Below are 16,583 nucleotides of genomic sequence, written 5' to 3' on the forward strand. Positions count from 1 at the left end.
CGATCCCTCTGCTATCCCCATGAAAACACAATATTTTGATGGTTATATACCAATATTTTTCAGAACTATATGGCAAATTTAAATGTCAAATAAATTAAAACAAAATATTTTACAATAATTCTTTTATTATTTGCATTATTATTTTTAAAATTATTCCATTAAACATTATTTCGATTATGCATAAGATTAAATTTGTGACTTTTTTTATTTTATTGGTAACTGCAATTGCGATGTTTAATAGTTTCAAAAGTAATACGTTAAGCATCTGGACAACCGAAACAAAAGTGTTTGATGCACTTAGAGAAATTGGGGAACCAGTTCCGATTTGGAATTTAGCACAATTTACTCCTGAAATGGTAAAGCAAGGTTATGATATGATTCATCATGGAAGAACTACAACTGCAGAGGGAAAAAAATCAGAGTACATCAGTTTATATTATATGTGTACTAATTGCCATAATAGTGGACCAGAAGATCCAATATTAAGTGTAAGTGATCCGGCATCAAGATTGAAATTTGCTTCGGAGATTCAAATTCCTTTTTTGCAAGGAACTACATTTTATGGAATTGTGAATAGGGAAAGCTGGTACAATGATGATTATTATAAAAAATATGGCGACTTAGTTATACCAGCACAAAATAATATCAGAGAAGCAATTCAACTTTGTGCAACAGAATGTTCGCAAGGTCGCCGCATAGAAAATTGGGAAATAGAATCCATACTTGCTTATTATTACAGCATCGGATATACATTTTATGATTTGGGATTTTCAGAAACCGATATTGATGCAATGAATAATGAAAAGCAAAATCCTGCAATGCATGCAAGCCTTATTGAAAAAATAAAAAAGCGCTATAGTTTAAAATCACCGGCAACATTTATTGAACCACCCTACGACAGAAATTGGGAAACAACACCAAAAGGAAATCCGGAGATTGGTAAACAGGTGTATGAACTCAGTTGTCAATCATGTCATACTTTCATGGGAGTATCAGATGTAATTTTCGATGATTCAAAAACGAATTTCAAATACATGAATAGAAAATTTGGAAAGAATTATTGGTGGTTATTTGAAATTGTGCGACATGGTACTCATCCCGAATCCGGCCATCGTGCTTATATGCCTTTATATACTGCAGAAAGAATGAGTGATACTCAAGTGGATGATTTGAAAGCGTATATTGAGAAGATGGCGGAATAAAATGTTAGCGCACTAAAGTAAGATTGCCTTGTCTGTAATATTCTGTATTATCTTTTCCTTTGCCTAAAACTACATATGCATAAGTGCCAACTTCTTGTTCCACTCCATTAAAATATCCATCCCAACCGATAGAGGAATCATTGCTTTGGAAAACTAATTGACCCCAACGATTATAAATGCGAAATTCAAAATCAGACAAGCCATAATTTACAGGCAGAAAAATATCATTAAAGCCATCACCGTTCGGGCTAAAAGCATTCGGTACATCAAGGATAGAAATTTCAAAAACTTCAATTTGTTTACAAATAGAATCTGTGCATCCATCTGCATTTGTTACAGTTTGACACACAGTGTAATTTCCAGCAGCCGGATATGCATGTGTAGGATTTTGCAGAGTAGAATTTGTGCCATCGCCAAATGTCCAATACCATGATGATGCATTAGTACTTTGATCAATAAAATTTGCGAAACCAAATACTGAAACAGAATCAGGTGTAAAAGAAAAACCTGCCTCCGGTAAATCAAATACATTTATAGTGAGATATGCTGTATCATTTGGAATACATGCATCGGAATCAATAGCTATAAGTGTAATAAAATAAGTGCCGGGAGTTTCATACACATGATTGGGTTCGGATTCTGTACTTGTTGATCCGTCACCAAAATCCCAAAGAAAATTTTCTGTTTGTGTACTTGTATTAGAAAAGATAACTGTAGAAGGAGCGCATCCGGATAATGGTATTGCACTTATTGATGCTGAAGGTCCTGTGAAGCTGAATTCAAATTTGAATACACCCAGATTACAATTAAAACTATTGTTTGTAGTGGACCATGCATCATCCGTTGTAGGGAAATCATCAAAGCCTCCACAACCTGCACACACTGCCTGATAGATAATACCTTTTTTATCGAATCTACTTGTTCCTCCATCCACATGATCTGCTGCCGAAGGACTACCAAAATAAGTGGCATAAATTAATTCATCGGCATCATTACCCAAAACGATAAAATAAAAATCACTACCATTAGAAACTGCATCATATGCATCATCAGTGATTGGCATACCCAATACATTTCCAGTAAGTGGATTAAAACTACTGTTGACTGTGCCACCCCATCCGCTTACATATAACTGATAACATTCATCTACCAAAAAAGCAGTTGGAGAAATATTCACGATAGATGAACCTGAGCCAAATACCGTGGAGAAAATTATTTCCGATAAATCTGAATTCAATTTTGTTATAAATTGTGAACTTCCCGGATTGGAATATACACTGGCAGTTACAGGATATGCACCACTTGTTTGCCCAACTATATACACATTGTTTTCATCATCTTTATCTAATAAAAAAATCTGATCATAATTATCAGTGCCTATATAAGTAGCGTTTAAAATTGCGGTAGCATCGTTATTAATTCTGGCAACAAAACCATCCATACTTCCACCCTGAAAAGTTTCTTGCAGTGCATCTGCTGTTGTAGGTAAATCTGTACTCCCTGTTCCTCCACTAATAAGAATTGTTTCATCAGGTGCAAGCTTCATAGAATAGGGGCCATCATCGGCAGCACCACCTATATAACTACACCAAATTAATGCAGTTAAATCCGCATTAAATTTTGCAACAAACCCATCTTGATTACCAGCTATTGCCGATTGAAAAACTCCGGCAGTTGTTGGGAAATCTGAAGAGGTTGTACTCGATGCTATATAACAATTCATATCATTGTCAGTTACTACTTCACCTCTAGAATGATCGCCATAATTGAAAGCTGTAGAGCCACTATTTTGTCCGTCGTTTCCAGAGCCTCCCAAATATGTTGAGCCTATTAATGCAGAGCCATCCACATTAAATTTGGTAACAAATGCATCCACACCAAGTGGAAAATAAATTACATAAGTAACTGTATCATTATAACCGCCATTAAATGTATTATCATAAGCATCAGCAGTAACCGGAAAATCATCAGAACCTGTTGTTCCAAATACTACTAATTCATTATTGTCGTCAACCACCAAACTATGCGGCAATTCATTTTGCGAACCACCGAGATAAGTACTATAAATTAAATCTGTACCTATAGCATTAAATTTTGAAATAGCTACATCACATGGAAAAAAAGAAAATCCACCCTGAAACGTTTCTTCAAAAGCGCCCAGTGTTACCGGATAGCCATCGTCGAAAACTATTCCGGCTCCATATAAATTTCCATCGTCATCATAGGTGGCGCTGTAACCCCAGTTATCTGCAGTAGATCCGGAATAAGATGAAAATATTAAAGTAGTGGGATCAATAACAATAGTTTCCATTGTATTGTATCCTTCAGGGAAATGAAATTGAACCGTATTGTTTTTTAAAATATAGTTGCAGGGAATTGTTTGTTTTATTTTTTCTGAATTAGAATAAGTATAAGGTGTTTGTTCAACAAGAGTATTCACTGAATTATATAAATACAATTTTGTGCTGCGTAATTGAATTGAATCTAAACCTTCATAGCGAATTTTTATTTGTTCGGGATTTGCACCTGGATGAATAATAAAATCATATTTCAGATTACCGGCCTCGCTATACACTTCTAAATCAATACCGTTATACAAGTTTTTATAAATCACACTGTTATAAGCAGGCACTTCACCTTGCCATTCATCTGGATTATTACCTTGGAAAAAATTATAATATTCCGGGCGCACATTATTTCCACTTACAAAAACATCAGGATTTGAGTTGTCAAAAAATATTTTAAAGGCATGTTTTTTAATGATTGGGTTTGATTGGGAAAGCGAATGATCTGCATTTAATAATTGTGTAGCATTTGAAAAATACCAGGTGAATGCATTTTTCTCTAAAAATAAATTGCCATCCATAACTGTTGCTTTAAAAAGTATTTGTTCACTCCATTGACCGTTGTTTTCAATGAATGGCAAATAGTTACCCGAGAAGACATTTAAGATGGATGTACCGGTAATAATTATTACGATCAGAAATTTTTTATACATATTCAATTTTCGAATTTACACAAAACCTGTTACTTTAATACCGCATAAAATTAAAATAGTATTGATTGACGATTTCATTACAAAACTCAAAAAAAGAATAGACTCCGGTTTACCCGGCCCGGCAGCGCATAAACACATGTCTCCGTCCGGCCGAACTACGGGGCCATTTCGGGCGAATGATTATGCGGAATCTAAGAAAGCAAGTGTGCTGATATTAATGTATAGGGAAGATAATGTTGTGAAATTTGTGATGATACAACGTCCGGTTTATAATGGAACACATGGTGGGCAGGTGAGTTTTCCGGGTGGGAAAATTGAAGATTATGATGCTTCACCCTGGAATGCCGCATTGCGTGAATCAGAAGAAGAAATCGGAATTAATCCTGATGAAGTAAAGTTTGTTGCAGAATTATCCTCATTATATATTCCACCAAGTAATTTTTTTGTGTATGTATTTATAGGATATATGTTAGAGAAGCCTGTTTTTATTCCGGATAGGAAAGAAGTGGAATCTGTGATTGAAGTGCCTGTTCAAATTTTGCTTGATAGTACAATAAAAACTATAATGGATTACAAAAGAGATAAATTACAAATTACAGTTCCGTGTTATCGCATTCAAAATAAAAATGTGTGGGGAGCCACTGCAATTATTTTAAGTGAGGTGGAAGAATTATTGCGCACACTTTAATCAATAATTACGATAAAAAATTTCTTTTGCAAAAGTTTCTAACACTATTTTTCTTGAGGGCTCAACTTGCACATCATTTAAATTTTGCAAAGCATACAGATAATATTTTTCCATTTCTTTTTCTGCAAGTAATCGCACTCCCTTTTTTTCATAAAATGCAGTTACATCTTTCACTTTTTGTTCAGGTAATAATTTCGCATCCGATAATAAATTCATGAAATAAGTGTGCTCTTCCTCCTCTGATGTCTCCATTGTTTTCAGCATCAGATATGTTTTTTTATTGCGGATTATATCACCACCAGTTTGTTTTCCAAATACTTTTGCATCACCCCAAGTATCTAAAATATCATCCTGTAATTGAAAACTTATTCCAAGTGATTCTCCAAAGGCATATAATTTTTCAGCATCACTTTTTGAAGCTCCCCCCGCAATAGCACCGATATAACAACAGCAACCAAGCAGCACAGATGTTTTTAATCGAATCATTTCAATATATGCATCTGTGGTGATGTATTCTGATGTTTCAAAATCCATATCCAATCGCTGACCTTCACACACTTCCCGGGCAGTGTTGTTAAACATATTTAATAAATGAGGAAGCACTTCAACATTGCATTTAGCCAACAACTCATACGCTTTAATTAGCATCACATCGCCGGATAAAATAGCTGTTGACAAATCCCACTTATGATGCACAGTTGCGGCACCTCTGCGCAAATTCGCTTCATCCATTATATCATCATGCACTAAAGTAAAGTTGTGAAATACTTCCATTGCCATTGCCGGACCTGCAACATTTTCGATTGTTTCATTAAAAAGATTTTCAGACATCATGGTCAGGAATGGCCTGATGCGTTTGCCTCCCAATTGTAAAATATAATTTACCGGATTATAGAGTCCCGGAAATCCTTCGGGCAATTGTAATTCTGATAACTGCCGATCAATGATAGTTTTAATTTCTTCTGCTGAATACATAACTCACTTTGAAGGGTAAAAATAATTAGTGAAATGTTTATTTATTGCAGGCATATCAGAAAACTCGTAATTTGGGGCACTGCTTATGATCGAAGACAATCAATTAATTATCCAATTGCGAGAGTTAATCGCCTCCAGTTCTGTATATCGCAAACGGATAGAAGTAGATTTATTTAGAAGTGAAGAAAAATATCGATTGCTACTCGATCAACTAAGTGATGCAATTTATTTAAGTACAATTTCAGGCAAATTCGAAACATTTAATAAAGCTACTTCTGACTTGCTTGGATATAGTTCCGAGGAATTAAAAACATTGGATGTATTAAAAATTTATGCAAATCCTTCTGACAGGGAAGTATTTACAAAACATATTCGTAATAAGAAAGAAGTAAGAGATTATGAAGTGCAATTGCGACATAAAGACGGTCATTTAATTGATTGCTTGGTTTCTTCTTCTGTAAAATATGGTGATGAAGGAGTGGTTTTGGGTTTTCAAGGAATTATCCGTGATATCACATTGCATAAAAAAACAGAGGAATTGGAGCGTGCTAAATTATTGGCTGAACGGGCAAATAAATTTAAAGCAGAATTTTTGGCAAATATGAGTCATGAAATTCGTACACCCTTAAATGCAATTGTGGGTATGGTGCATTTGCTGGATCAAACCAGTTTAAATGAAAAGCAAAAAGAATTTCTTCGAGCAATTAAAACTTCTAGTGGATCTTTATTAGAAATTATTAATGATATTCTTGATTTTTCAAAAATAGAATCCGGAAAAATTGAGCTTGAAGAAAAATCATTTTCTATTCGCAATTCCGTAAAAGAATTAATAAGTACCATACGATATAAAGCAGATGAAAAGGGACTAGAATTATTGATAAATATTGATGATAAAATACCTTCCACTGTTGCCGGCGATCCTTTGCGTTTGAATCAGATTTTATTAAACCTGCTGAGTAATGCGATTAAATTTACTCAACGAGGTGAAGTTCGGCTTACCATTAAATTGATAGAAATATTAGGTGATAAAGCACGTATCTTTTTTTCTGTGAGAGATACAGGTATTGGTATTGCCGCTGAAAAATTATCCACTATTTTCGAAAGCTTTACACAAGCAACTACAGATACTACACGACTGTATGGCGGCACCGGACTTGGACTTGCAATAGTGAAGAAATTAATTGATATGTTGAATGGTGCAATTATGGTGAAAAGTAAAATTGATGAAGGCTCGGAATTTATTTTTGAAATTGATTTTAAAATGGTAGGAGAGATTACATCTACTGAAGAAAGAAACCAATTTGATATTGTTGAAGAACTGGAACTTCAAAATTGCAGATTTCTGCTTGCCGAGGATCATCCGCTCAATCAGTTAGTTACTTCCGAAATGATAAAATCTCACTGGCCTACTTGCGAAGTTGAAATTGCAGCCAATGGAAAAATTGCTTTGGAAATGTTAGAAAAAAATGATTACGATCTGATATTGATGGATGTGCAAATGCCGGAAATGAATGGTCATGAAGCAACACGTTTAATTCGCAGTACATTTAAAGAACCTAAAGCAAGTATTCCTATTCTGGCTTTTACAGCCTATGCCACAACCGGAGAAGCTGAAAAATGTTTGGAAGCGGGCATGGATGATTTTGTTTCTAAACCTGTGGAGCCGAATGTACTGATGCGCAAGGTGTTAAAATTATTACGTCAAAGCCCCGGATTCTCCAATGATAATTTTAATCCCACTTTAAAGGAAGATATTGAAATTTTTAAACCTATAAATCTTGACTATTTTAATACGGTAACAGAAGAAGACAATGAATTGCGCATAAAAATGTTGCGGATTATGTTAGATGAAACACCTGTTGAATTACAAAAATTACAACAATATTTTTTTGAGTCAAACTGGGAAGGAGTGAGAGCTATTGCACATAAAATGAAATCAACAATGCAATTTATTGGACTGCCCGACACATTGCAGTTAGTGAAGCAGATTGAAAATAATGCAAGGGAAGGCAAATACTTAGATACTTTAAATGAAAAAATAAAAAATGTTGTTTTAGAAGCAAACTCAGCTATGAAACAGTTGGAGATTGAATTGGAAAGAATATCTTCGTAAGATAAATAAAACACTATGGTGAATAAGATTAATCAAAAGGACAAGCGGTATAAAATTTTTTTAGTGGATGATGATACCAAGCATTTAGTAATGCTAAAAAATCATTTGGAAAAAAAATCGGAGTATATGCTCGATATTCAGATTTTTTCTAATGGCGAAAGCTGTATGGAAAAACTGCATGAGAAACCCGATATTTTTATTCTGGATTATTATCTTGATGGAATTAAAACAGATGCCGCTAATGGGTTGGAAATTATGAAAAGAATATTGGTAAAATTGCCCGATGCAAAAATTATTATGATGAGCGGGCAAGACAATCTTCAAGTGGCAATTGATACAATTGATCATGGCGCTTACGACTATATAATTAAAGGTGAAAGTGCATATTTAAGAGCGCAAATGATATTAGATCATATTATCCGCAATATTAATATGGAGAAATATTTTGTAGATCAGGGGAAGAAAGAAAATTACATGATAGCTACTATTATAATCCTGTTTGCACTATTAATCATTTTTGCCATTCTCAATCGTGGCTTTATCTGAAACTAAATTGGAAGGTTAAAAATCAGTCGAATGATTTCAACTTTAATTTTTAATTCGTTTCAGTTAAAACTAATTTTTAAACACTTGAGTTACTACTTATTAATGAAAGAAAAATTTTAATGCAAAAAACACCAAATGAAAATCTTCCGAGATTGAATGTGGAAGAATTCAGAAAATCAGAAAAAACACCGGTTGTTATAGTTATGGACAATGTGCGCAGTTTAAATAATATTGGTTCTGTATTTCGTACAGCAGATGCATTTTTACTTCAGGGAATATGTCTTTGTGGAATTTCACCGGTGCCACCACATCGTGATATTGAAAAAACTGCGTTGGGTGCAACAGAAAGTGTAGAATGGGAATACTTTGATAATACTACGGATGCGATAGATAAACTTCGTGAAAATGGTTATCGCATTGTAGCGGTTGAACAAACAGATAAAAGTATAATGCTGCATGAATATCAACCACAAAAGAATGGAAAAACAGCCTTAATTTTTGGTCATGAAATAATGGGTATAAGCGAAGAGGTTTTAGCTGTGTGTGATGAAAGTATTGAGATACCACAGTTTGGTACAAAACATAGTTTGAATATTGCAATCAGCACTGGTGTTGTGCTTTGGGACTTTGTATATAAGTTGCGCTTAAAATATTTATTAAACCAGGAAAATAAATCTGCATTTCCCGGTATGGTCGGTTAAATTCATTTTTACTTCTATATTCAGTTTCAGTAGATTTTTTACAAACTTTTTTTATCCATTGCAATACTCTGCAACTTAGCAAAAAAAATGTAATGCACACATTTGTATGCTGAAGTTATGCCTTAGAAATATCTGCATTCAGCAATAGTTCAATTGCTAATTTGTAAAAATTTCAATATGAATGATATAAATCAATTATAATCAAAAAGGTGTTTTTGTAACTTTGCTCACTTCAAACAGAATAGTATTTACTAAAAAAACATGTAATGAAAATAACAGGTAATAAAAATCCGCAGGCCAATCTGAGCGATTACGGTTTGCAACACCAGGCTGAAAGTTTCTGGAATTGTACACCGGCAGTGTTAGTGGAGCATACCATTCAAAGAGGAATGGGTGAATTAGCAGATAGTGGAGCATTGGTAGTTGATACAGGTAAATTTAAAGGTAGAGCACCAAAGGATAAATTTGTTGTAAAAGATTCTACCACTGAAAATACAATTGATTGGGGAAATGTGAATATTCCAATTGAAGGTGAAAAATTCAACAACCTATATAAGAAGGTAATGGATTATTTAAAGGATAAAGAACTTTGGGTGCGTGATTGTCAAGCATGTGCTGATCATAATTATAATATCAATATCCGTGTTATAAATGAATATCCATGGGGAAACATGTTTTGCTATAATATGTTTATTCGCCCTGATGAAAAAACTATTCAATCCTTTAAACCCGAATGGTTGATAGTGAATGCACCCGGTTTTTATGCAGATCCTGAAAAAGATGGAGTACGTTCTGCCAATTTTGCAATCTTAGATTTTACAAAAAAGATAATTCTTATTGGTGGCAGCGGTTATACAGGTGAAATCAAAAAGGGAATTTTCTCAGTATTGAATTATGTATTACCGCAAGAGGAAGGTGTTTTGAGTATGCATTGCAGTGCGAATGTTGGCAAAGATGGAGATACTGCTGTTTTCTTTGGCTTGAGTGGAACAGGTAAAACTACATTAAGTGCCGATCCAACAAGAAAATTAATTGGCGATGATGAACATGGCTGGACAGAAAATACAGTATTCAATTTTGAAGGGGGCTGTTATGCAAAATGTGTAAACCTTACAAAGGAACATGAGCCACAGATTTTTAATGCAATTAAGTTTGGTTCTATTTTGGAAAACATTGAATATTTCCCGGGAACAAGAACTGTGAATTATGAAGATGTAACCAAAACTGAAAATACAAGAGTAAGTTATCCTATTGATTATATTGATAATATTATGGAGCCGAGTGTGGGTGGTATTCCGAAAAATATTTTCTTTCTCACTTGTGATGCATTTGGTGTTTTGCCTCCAATCAGTAAGCTTACTCCAGGTCAGGCAATGTATCAATTTTTAAGTGGATATACAGCAAAAGTTGCAGGAACAGAAGCAGGTATTACAGAGCCTCAATTAACTTTTTCTACATGTTTTGGCGCACCGTTTTTACCGCTGCATCCTACTAAATATGCGGAGATGCTTGGCGATAAAATACGGAAGCATAAGGTAAATGTTTGGTTAATAAATACTGGTTGGACAGGTGGTCCTTATGGGACTGGAAATCGCATGAAACTCAGCTATACTCGTGCAATGATTACAGCAGCTTTGGAAGGTAAATTAGATTCAGTGACATTTGTAAAACATGAAGTGTTTGGTTTAGAAATGCCTATGCATTGTCCGAATGTGCCTGATGAAGTGTTGAATCCACGTAATACATGGTCAGATAAAAACGTGTATGACGAAAAAGCCAATAATCTTGCAAAACAATTTATCAGCAATTTTGAAAAATATGCAGATAAAGCCAATGCCGAGATTATGGCAGCAGCTCCTAAAGCAACAGCTAAAGCCTAATACTTTTTATTAATTAAGAATATTAGCCTGCGGATATTTCCGCAGGCTTTTTTGTATAGTATGGTTTGCATTGTAACAAAAGGTGTGAATATGCTTCTGCATTTAAATATTATATGAAATAATTTGCAGAAAATTTATTAGATGAAAAACACACCTGTTCTCGTAATGGTATTAGTCGCATTTTTACTTTTGGGATTTAATAATAAAGGCAAAGAAAAATATATTGAAAATTTAGGATTTGCTTATATTCCTTCCGGAACAATGCAATACAAAGGCGACTATGTTTCAATAAATGGATTCTACATTTTTGAAACAGAGATTACCAATAAACAATATCAGGAATTTTTATTTAATTTAAATAAACAAAAAAATTGGGAAGCATTGAAAGTATGTGCAATTGATTCTGCTAATTGGAATGTAGCATTATCATTTGAAAATAGTTATGCAAAAGAGTATCACCTCACTTCTCAATTTGCGGAATATCCAGTTGTAAATATTTCTTATGAAGCAGCTATGTTGTTTTGCCATTGGCTGCAACAAAAAATTAATAATAAAGTAGATGGTGCAATTGTGCGGTTACCCTCTAAATCTGAATGGGTTTATGCTGCTAAAGGTGGCAGTGCAGACGCAAAATACCCATGGGATAATCAGCAATCGAAAAATAAAAAGGATATAGAATTTTGTAACTATAATTCCCCTGATGACGGTACTTGTCTTGCCACAAATTTTTCCAGATCTTATTATCCCAACAGCTATGGCCTTTATAATATGAGTGGCAATGTTTCTGAATGGACAAATGAACCCGGAGAAACAATTGGCGGAAGTTGGGATAGCGATGCTTTGCACATGCAATTGGAAGCAGATGATTTACACTCAGGTAGTAGTAGCCCATCATCATATATAGGATTGCGCCCTGTAGTTATCTTCAATTAATTTTAGCTGTTAACTTCGCCGAGTGCAAAATTTTTTCGCTCCCGATCTTTTAGAAAATTCCTTTCACGCTTTATCTGAAAGTGAATCACATCATGCCATCCATGTTTTACGATTAAAAGTAAACGATGTATTATCAATCACAAATGGAAAAGGTGCAATAGCCACAGCAAAAATTATCGGTATTTCAAAAAAAAATTGCAGTGTATCAATAATCGAAGTAAAGCATGTAGCTAAAGAATTTATTTGCAAAATTCATATAGCGATTGCTCCTGTAAAATCAATGGATAGATTTGAATGGTTTTTAGAAAAAGCATGTGAATGGGGAGTGGATGAAATTACTCCTGTGATTACAAAAAACAGTGAAAGGCAGAAATTAAACTTAGAAAAAAGTAATCTAAAAATCATTGCTGCAATTAAACAAAGTGGAAGAGCATGGTTGCCTGAATTAAATACCGTTATTTATCTGGATCAGTTTATTAATATGAAATCAGAATCTGAACAAAAGTTTATTGCATATTGTGGTGTTTTTGATAAAACATTGTTGATTCAGGAGATTAAAAAAGGAATTGATACAGAAATATTAATTGGTCCGGAAGGAGATTTTACAAATGAGGAGATGCTATTTGCAATTTCAAATAACTGGATACCGGTTACGTTAGGAAATTACAGATTGCGAACTGAAACAGCAGCACTTGAAACATTGGTTCAATATAATTTAATTAACAGATTGAAATGAAAAAATACTTTTTAAGCGTATGTCTTTTGTGGTTTATGGTTAATCAAATCCAAGCACAAGCATCTGCACTTTCAATTGCATTATTAAAATATAATGGAGGAGGAGATTGGTATGCAAACCCCACTTCATTACCAAATCTGGTTTCATTTTGTAATCAGAATTTAAATGTTCATATCAATCCCGAGCCTGCTACAGTGGAGGTGGGGAGCCCCGAAATATTTAATTATCCCTTTGTGCACATGACAGGACATGGCAATGTGATTTTTTCAAATGATGAAGCGGTGAATTTGCGCAATTATTTAATATCCGGAGGTTTCCTGCATATTGATGATAACTATGGAATGGATCCTTATATAAAACCGGCAATGCAGAAAGTGTTTCCGGAATTGGAATTTATTGAGTTGCCATTTGATCATGCAATATTTCGCCAAAAGTTTGAATTTAAAAATGGACTACCAAAAATTCATGAGCATGATGGAGGGCCTGCACAGGCATTTGGATTGTTTTGGGAAGGCAGGTTGGTGTGTCTGTATACATATGAATGTGATTTGGGAGATGGTTGGGAGGATCAGGAAGTACACAATGATCCAGATGCAATTAGATTAAAAGCACTTCAGATGGGAGCAAATATTATTCAGTATGTTTTTATGTCAATATAAAAATGACAACAATTCATAAATATTTTTTCCTTTATTATACATTTCAGCTAACTTTCCGCTTTAATTTAAAATATAACCCCCAATTAAATACCACAAATGCCAAATAGCCAGAATGGAGTCATGCAAATTCTGCTAGTTGAGGATAATCCCGGGGATATTCGCTTAACACAAGAAGCACTGAAAGAAGGAGACATTCAAAATGTATTACATGTAGTAAAGGATGGCGTTGAAGCAATGGAATTTCTCCGAAAGAAAGATAAATATTCTGAAATGCCGACACCGGATATAATTCTACTTGATCTGAACTTGCCACGAAAGGATGGAAGAGAGGTTTTGGCAGATATCAAGACAGATGAAAATTTGAAAATGATACCAGTAATTGTTTTAACAACTTCGGATACGGACCAAGATATTATCAAAAGTTATAAACTACATGCAAACTGTTTCATAACTAAGCCTGTTGATCTAGAGTTGTTCATTTTTATAATTCAACAAATTCAAACTTTTTGGTTTAAGGTGATTAAATTGCCTCCGAAAAATAATAACCATTTTTAATTATGGAAGAGAAAAATCCAATGAATATTTTACTCGTAGAAGACAATCCAGCAGATGCAAGGTTGGTAGAAATCTATTTGAGTGAATCAACCATGATCGAACCCATGATTATGAAAACTGCTGAATTAGGCAAGGGTTTATTGATGCTTGAAGAACATGATTTTGATGTGGTATTACTTGATTTAACACTTCCTGATAGTTCTGGTTTTTCTACTATTAAAACTATGTTGGATGAGTTTCCCGAACAAACTGTAATAGTAATGACAGGTTTGGAAGATGAAACTGTAGCATTAAATTCTGTAAAAGCGGGTGCTCAGGATTTTATAGTAAAGGGTCAGTTTGATAGCAATCTTCTTTCACGTACAATAACTTATGCAATTGAGCGCCATCAACTTCAACGTCGTTTAGAAGATTATGCGAAAGCAATTAAGCTGAATGAACAAAGATTATTAGAAGCCCAAAAAATGGCCCGTATCGGTAACTGGGAGATGGATATTGTAACTAATGGCATGTTTTGGAGTGAAGAAGTATTTAGGATTCTGGGTGTAAAAGAAAATTCTATTGAACCAACACTTAATGATTTTATGAAACTTGTGGTTATCGATGACAGGGATACATTAAAGACATCAATTAATCGAGCAATGGAAAAAGGGCAATCCTTTTTAGTAGAATATTCTATTAATCAAAAAGATGGAAGTTCAAAAAGATTGGCATGTCAGGGACAAGTTCAAATGAGTAAAAAAACGAGTGGTCTTTGTCTGGTAGGAACTATACAGGATATTTCCTCATTTGGCAATAGAAGTAATACATCTACACCGGTTACTATTGTAAAAAATAAATTAGATGAAGCAATTTCTAAATTGAGAAATGGTAATGCAACATCTGAAACACTTGCCTTATTAGATGAAGCAGTTAATATCTTAAAACAGATTTAATTCAACCATTTCAACTCGAAGTACTCAGAGAATTTTAATTATAACAAAATTCACTACCTAAGATGAAAATTATATTAGGTAGTGAATGAAATTATAGTCTGTTTTTATGCACGCATATTGTTGACACGATTCTTCAGTCTGTTAAGTACTTTTTCCCAAAGAATTTCATAAGGCACTATTTCCCATTCATACACTATGTTCTGACCATCGTCATTTCCCTCAGTTAGTTTCCTGTAATATTTCATCGCAAGCTGTTTAGAACGCTCGTATCGGAAGTCCTCTTTTTCCATAGTAAGCAACATTTTGATGAAACAATTACTTCTATAGCTTTCATCCTTTCGAAGGTATCTGCTACAATACACATTTAAAGCTTCTGATCTGTTGATGATACCTGTATAATCACCTTTTTCCAGCATATATAAAATCTGGATGATAAGGATTGCAATATTAAACCCTCTTTTATCTTTACTATAATTAGGCACCTCATTTAAAAACTTCAGAATTCTGAATTTTCGCTTTCCATCATTCAGAAAATCCCGGTTTAAATTTTCTGTCTCGAAAATATAATTCAGATATGCTTCAAAGATTTTCCATTTTTCTTGACGCTCCATCGCCGTGAATTCATAGCGAGGATGGTTCACTACTTTTAAATAGATACCAGCAGCGTTAATGTAGTTTTCAGTGTGTATAGCAAGAAGGAAATAGTATTCAAGAAATACGAACCAGTTGTTTGTTCCTTCGGTAAATAATTCCAAACATTTTTCGGCATTTTTTCGTCCGTTTTCATAGTCCCTTAATTGGAGATAGCAGGAAATTTTCTGTAAAGCAAGGCTGGCAAGTTTTACTTCTTGGCGGAAAGGGGGATTATCCACCAGAAATTTTTCAGCTAAATCGCAAATCTCAATCATCTTTTCATAATTCCCCATAAACTGATACATCAGTATCCAAATCTGATACATATTATAGTGCACGTTATAAGAATCACTTTCAGCACATAATATTTTAGATTTCTCTAAGGATTCAGCACCCAATTCAGCCAGATCAGTATTTACCATTGCAGCCGATGAAGAAAAATGTATGGTTAATCGTTGATATAATTCTTCAGATTTTATTTCCGCATCCATATCCTGCATAGCCTTATGGCAAATCTCAGAATAGATCTCATATTCCTTATGATTGCCACTGAGGCTGCAACTGGTCATTAGAATTCTGGAGCAATTGAAAAGAACATCGGCGAAGCGATAATTCTGAGCTACAGTAATTGTTTTTGAAGCTAATTTGGTAGCCGCTGATCTAGCTCCACTACTTAAAAGAATTCTAATTAATGCCCAATTCTTATTACACGTATAATAGGAGCTATGGTAATTTGAAAAGGAGGGGTCATTAGAATCCAGAAAGAAAAGGGTGTTTAATAACCTTTTAGTGAATCGGGATTTTAATTGCCTATACTTATCATCTAAAGGATTGGTACCATATAGGTAATCGGCAGCTTCATCATCAGTTCTAAACTTGTTGTTTACAAGCCCATCATAGAACTCATTGAATTTGCTGTCTTTTTTGTTAAGCAAGCTTTTATCGAAAATTTCAATCTTGGAAATTCTCTTTTTGGTCACAATCTTGCTGATCTCAATAAGGTTTTTCATACTTTTTTTGTTTAATCAA

14 protein-coding genes are annotated in these 16,583 nt (G+C 34.1%); 11 read left to right on the top strand and 3 right to left on the bottom strand.

Annotated elements, in window-relative coordinates:
* Nucleotides 1-176 precede the first annotated feature (176 nt).
* A complete protein-coding gene (locus IPN31_08620; protein MBK8681951.1) occupies nucleotides 177-1,202 on the top strand; it encodes a cytochrome c in 1,026 nt (341 codons plus the stop codon).
* A 4-nt stretch (nucleotides 1,203-1,206) separates the two neighbouring features.
* Here IPN31_08620 and IPN31_08625 read toward each other — a convergent pair whose 3' ends face one another.
* Nucleotides 1,207-4,200, bottom strand: coding sequence for a gliding motility-associated C-terminal domain-containing protein (locus IPN31_08625; GenBank protein MBK8681952.1), 2,994 nt, complete (start codon nucleotides 4,198-4,200; stop codon nucleotides 1,207-1,209).
* Between the two features lie 61 nt (nucleotides 4,201-4,261).
* On the opposite strand from IPN31_08625, the gene IPN31_08630 reads away from it, so the two are divergent.
* Entirely contained in the window at nucleotides 4,262-4,888 is a 627-nt protein-coding gene (locus IPN31_08630) for a CoA pyrophosphatase (GenBank protein ID MBK8681953.1), read from the top strand.
* Here IPN31_08630 and IPN31_08635 read toward each other — a convergent pair whose 3' ends face one another.
* Nucleotides 4,889-5,863, bottom strand: coding sequence for a polyprenyl synthetase family protein (locus IPN31_08635; protein ID MBK8681954.1), 975 nt, complete (start codon nucleotides 5,861-5,863; stop codon nucleotides 4,889-4,891).
* A gap of 85 nt (nucleotides 5,864-5,948) precedes the next feature.
* Between IPN31_08635 and IPN31_08640 the strand changes: the two genes are divergently transcribed.
* The 9 genes from IPN31_08640 (at nucleotide 5,949) to IPN31_08680 (ending at nucleotide 14,921) form a co-directional block, all read left to right on the top strand.
* Nucleotides 5,949-7,976, top strand: a complete 2,028-nt coding sequence (locus tag IPN31_08640) for a response regulator (GenBank protein ID MBK8681955.1) — start codon at nucleotides 5,949-5,951, stop codon at nucleotides 7,974-7,976.
* Nucleotides 7,977-7,991: 15 nt separating this feature from the next.
* Nucleotides 7,992-8,522: a response regulator gene (locus tag IPN31_08645; GenBank protein ID MBK8681956.1), complete on the top strand. Its 531-nt coding sequence runs from the start codon at nucleotides 7,992-7,994 to the stop codon at nucleotides 8,520-8,522.
* Between the two features lie 119 nt (nucleotides 8,523-8,641).
* Complete coding sequence (locus tag IPN31_08650; protein ID MBK8681957.1) at nucleotides 8,642-9,223, top strand: RNA methyltransferase; 582 nt, start codon at nucleotides 8,642-8,644, stop codon at nucleotides 9,221-9,223.
* 266 nt (nucleotides 9,224-9,489) lie between these two features.
* A complete protein-coding gene (gene pckA / locus IPN31_08655; protein ID MBK8681958.1) occupies nucleotides 9,490-11,103 on the top strand; it encodes a phosphoenolpyruvate carboxykinase (ATP) in 1,614 nt (537 codons plus the stop codon).
* 141 nt (nucleotides 11,104-11,244) lie between these two features.
* Nucleotides 11,245-12,036 (top strand): SUMF1/EgtB/PvdO family nonheme iron enzyme, encoded by a 792-nt coding sequence (locus IPN31_08660; protein MBK8681959.1) that lies wholly within the window; start codon nucleotides 11,245-11,247, stop codon nucleotides 12,034-12,036.
* A 22-nt stretch (nucleotides 12,037-12,058) separates the two neighbouring features.
* The gene (locus IPN31_08665; protein ID MBK8681960.1) at nucleotides 12,059-12,772 is read left to right on the top strand and encodes a 16S rRNA (uracil(1498)-N(3))-methyltransferase; all 714 of its coding nucleotides are present in this window, start codon (nucleotides 12,059-12,061) and stop codon (nucleotides 12,770-12,772) included.
* Complete coding sequence (locus IPN31_08670) at nucleotides 12,769-13,431, top strand: DUF4159 domain-containing protein (GenBank protein MBK8681961.1); 663 nt, start codon at nucleotides 12,769-12,771, stop codon at nucleotides 13,429-13,431. The genes IPN31_08665 and IPN31_08670 overlap by 4 nt, the downstream gene beginning before the upstream one ends.
* A 96-nt stretch (nucleotides 13,432-13,527) precedes the next feature.
* On the top strand, nucleotides 13,528-13,986 hold the full coding sequence (locus IPN31_08675) for a response regulator (protein MBK8681962.1): 459 nt from the start codon (nucleotides 13,528-13,530) through the stop codon (nucleotides 13,984-13,986).
* Nucleotides 13,987-13,988: 2 nt separating this feature from the next.
* The gene (locus tag IPN31_08680) at nucleotides 13,989-14,921 is read left to right on the top strand and encodes a response regulator (GenBank protein ID MBK8681963.1); all 933 of its coding nucleotides are present in this window, start codon (nucleotides 13,989-13,991) and stop codon (nucleotides 14,919-14,921) included.
* 104 nt (nucleotides 14,922-15,025) lie between these two features.
* Here IPN31_08680 and IPN31_08685 read toward each other — a convergent pair whose 3' ends face one another.
* Complete coding sequence (locus tag IPN31_08685; protein ID MBK8681964.1) at nucleotides 15,026-16,534, bottom strand: hypothetical protein; 1,509 nt, start codon at nucleotides 16,532-16,534, stop codon at nucleotides 15,026-15,028.
* Nucleotides 16,535-16,583: the final 49 nt, after the last annotated feature.

The sequence above is a fragment of the Bacteroidota bacterium genome (genome assembly GCA_016715425.1).
Taxonomy (GTDB): Bacteria; Bacteroidota; Bacteroidia; order Chitinophagales; family BACL12; genus JADKAC01.

Coding starts and splice junctions, on each gene's coding strand:
- IPN31_08620 (MBK8681951.1), top strand. CDS start 177: ATGCATAAGATTAAATTTGTGACTTTTTTTATTTTATTGGTAACTGCA.
- IPN31_08625 (MBK8681952.1), bottom strand. CDS start 4,200: ATGTATAAAAAATTTCTGATCGTAATAATTATTACCGGTACATCCATC.
- IPN31_08645 (MBK8681956.1), top strand. CDS start 7,992: ATGGTGAATAAGATTAATCAAAAGGACAAGCGGTATAAAATTTTTTTA.
- IPN31_08650 (MBK8681957.1), top strand. CDS start 8,642: ATGCAAAAAACACCAAATGAAAATCTTCCGAGATTGAATGTGGAAGAA.
- IPN31_08670 (MBK8681961.1), top strand. CDS start 12,769: ATGAAAAAATACTTTTTAAGCGTATGTCTTTTGTGGTTTATGGTTAAT.
- IPN31_08640 (MBK8681955.1), top strand. CDS start 5,949: ATGATCGAAGACAATCAATTAATTATCCAATTGCGAGAGTTAATCGCC.
- IPN31_08680 (MBK8681963.1), top strand. CDS start 13,989: ATGGAAGAGAAAAATCCAATGAATATTTTACTCGTAGAAGACAATCCA.
- IPN31_08660 (MBK8681959.1), top strand. CDS start 11,245: ATGAAAAACACACCTGTTCTCGTAATGGTATTAGTCGCATTTTTACTT.
- IPN31_08675 (MBK8681962.1), top strand. CDS start 13,528: ATGCCAAATAGCCAGAATGGAGTCATGCAAATTCTGCTAGTTGAGGAT.
- pckA (MBK8681958.1), top strand. CDS start 9,490: ATGAAAATAACAGGTAATAAAAATCCGCAGGCCAATCTGAGCGATTAC.
- IPN31_08635 (MBK8681954.1), bottom strand. CDS start 5,863: ATGTATTCAGCAGAAGAAATTAAAACTATCATTGATCGGCAGTTATCA.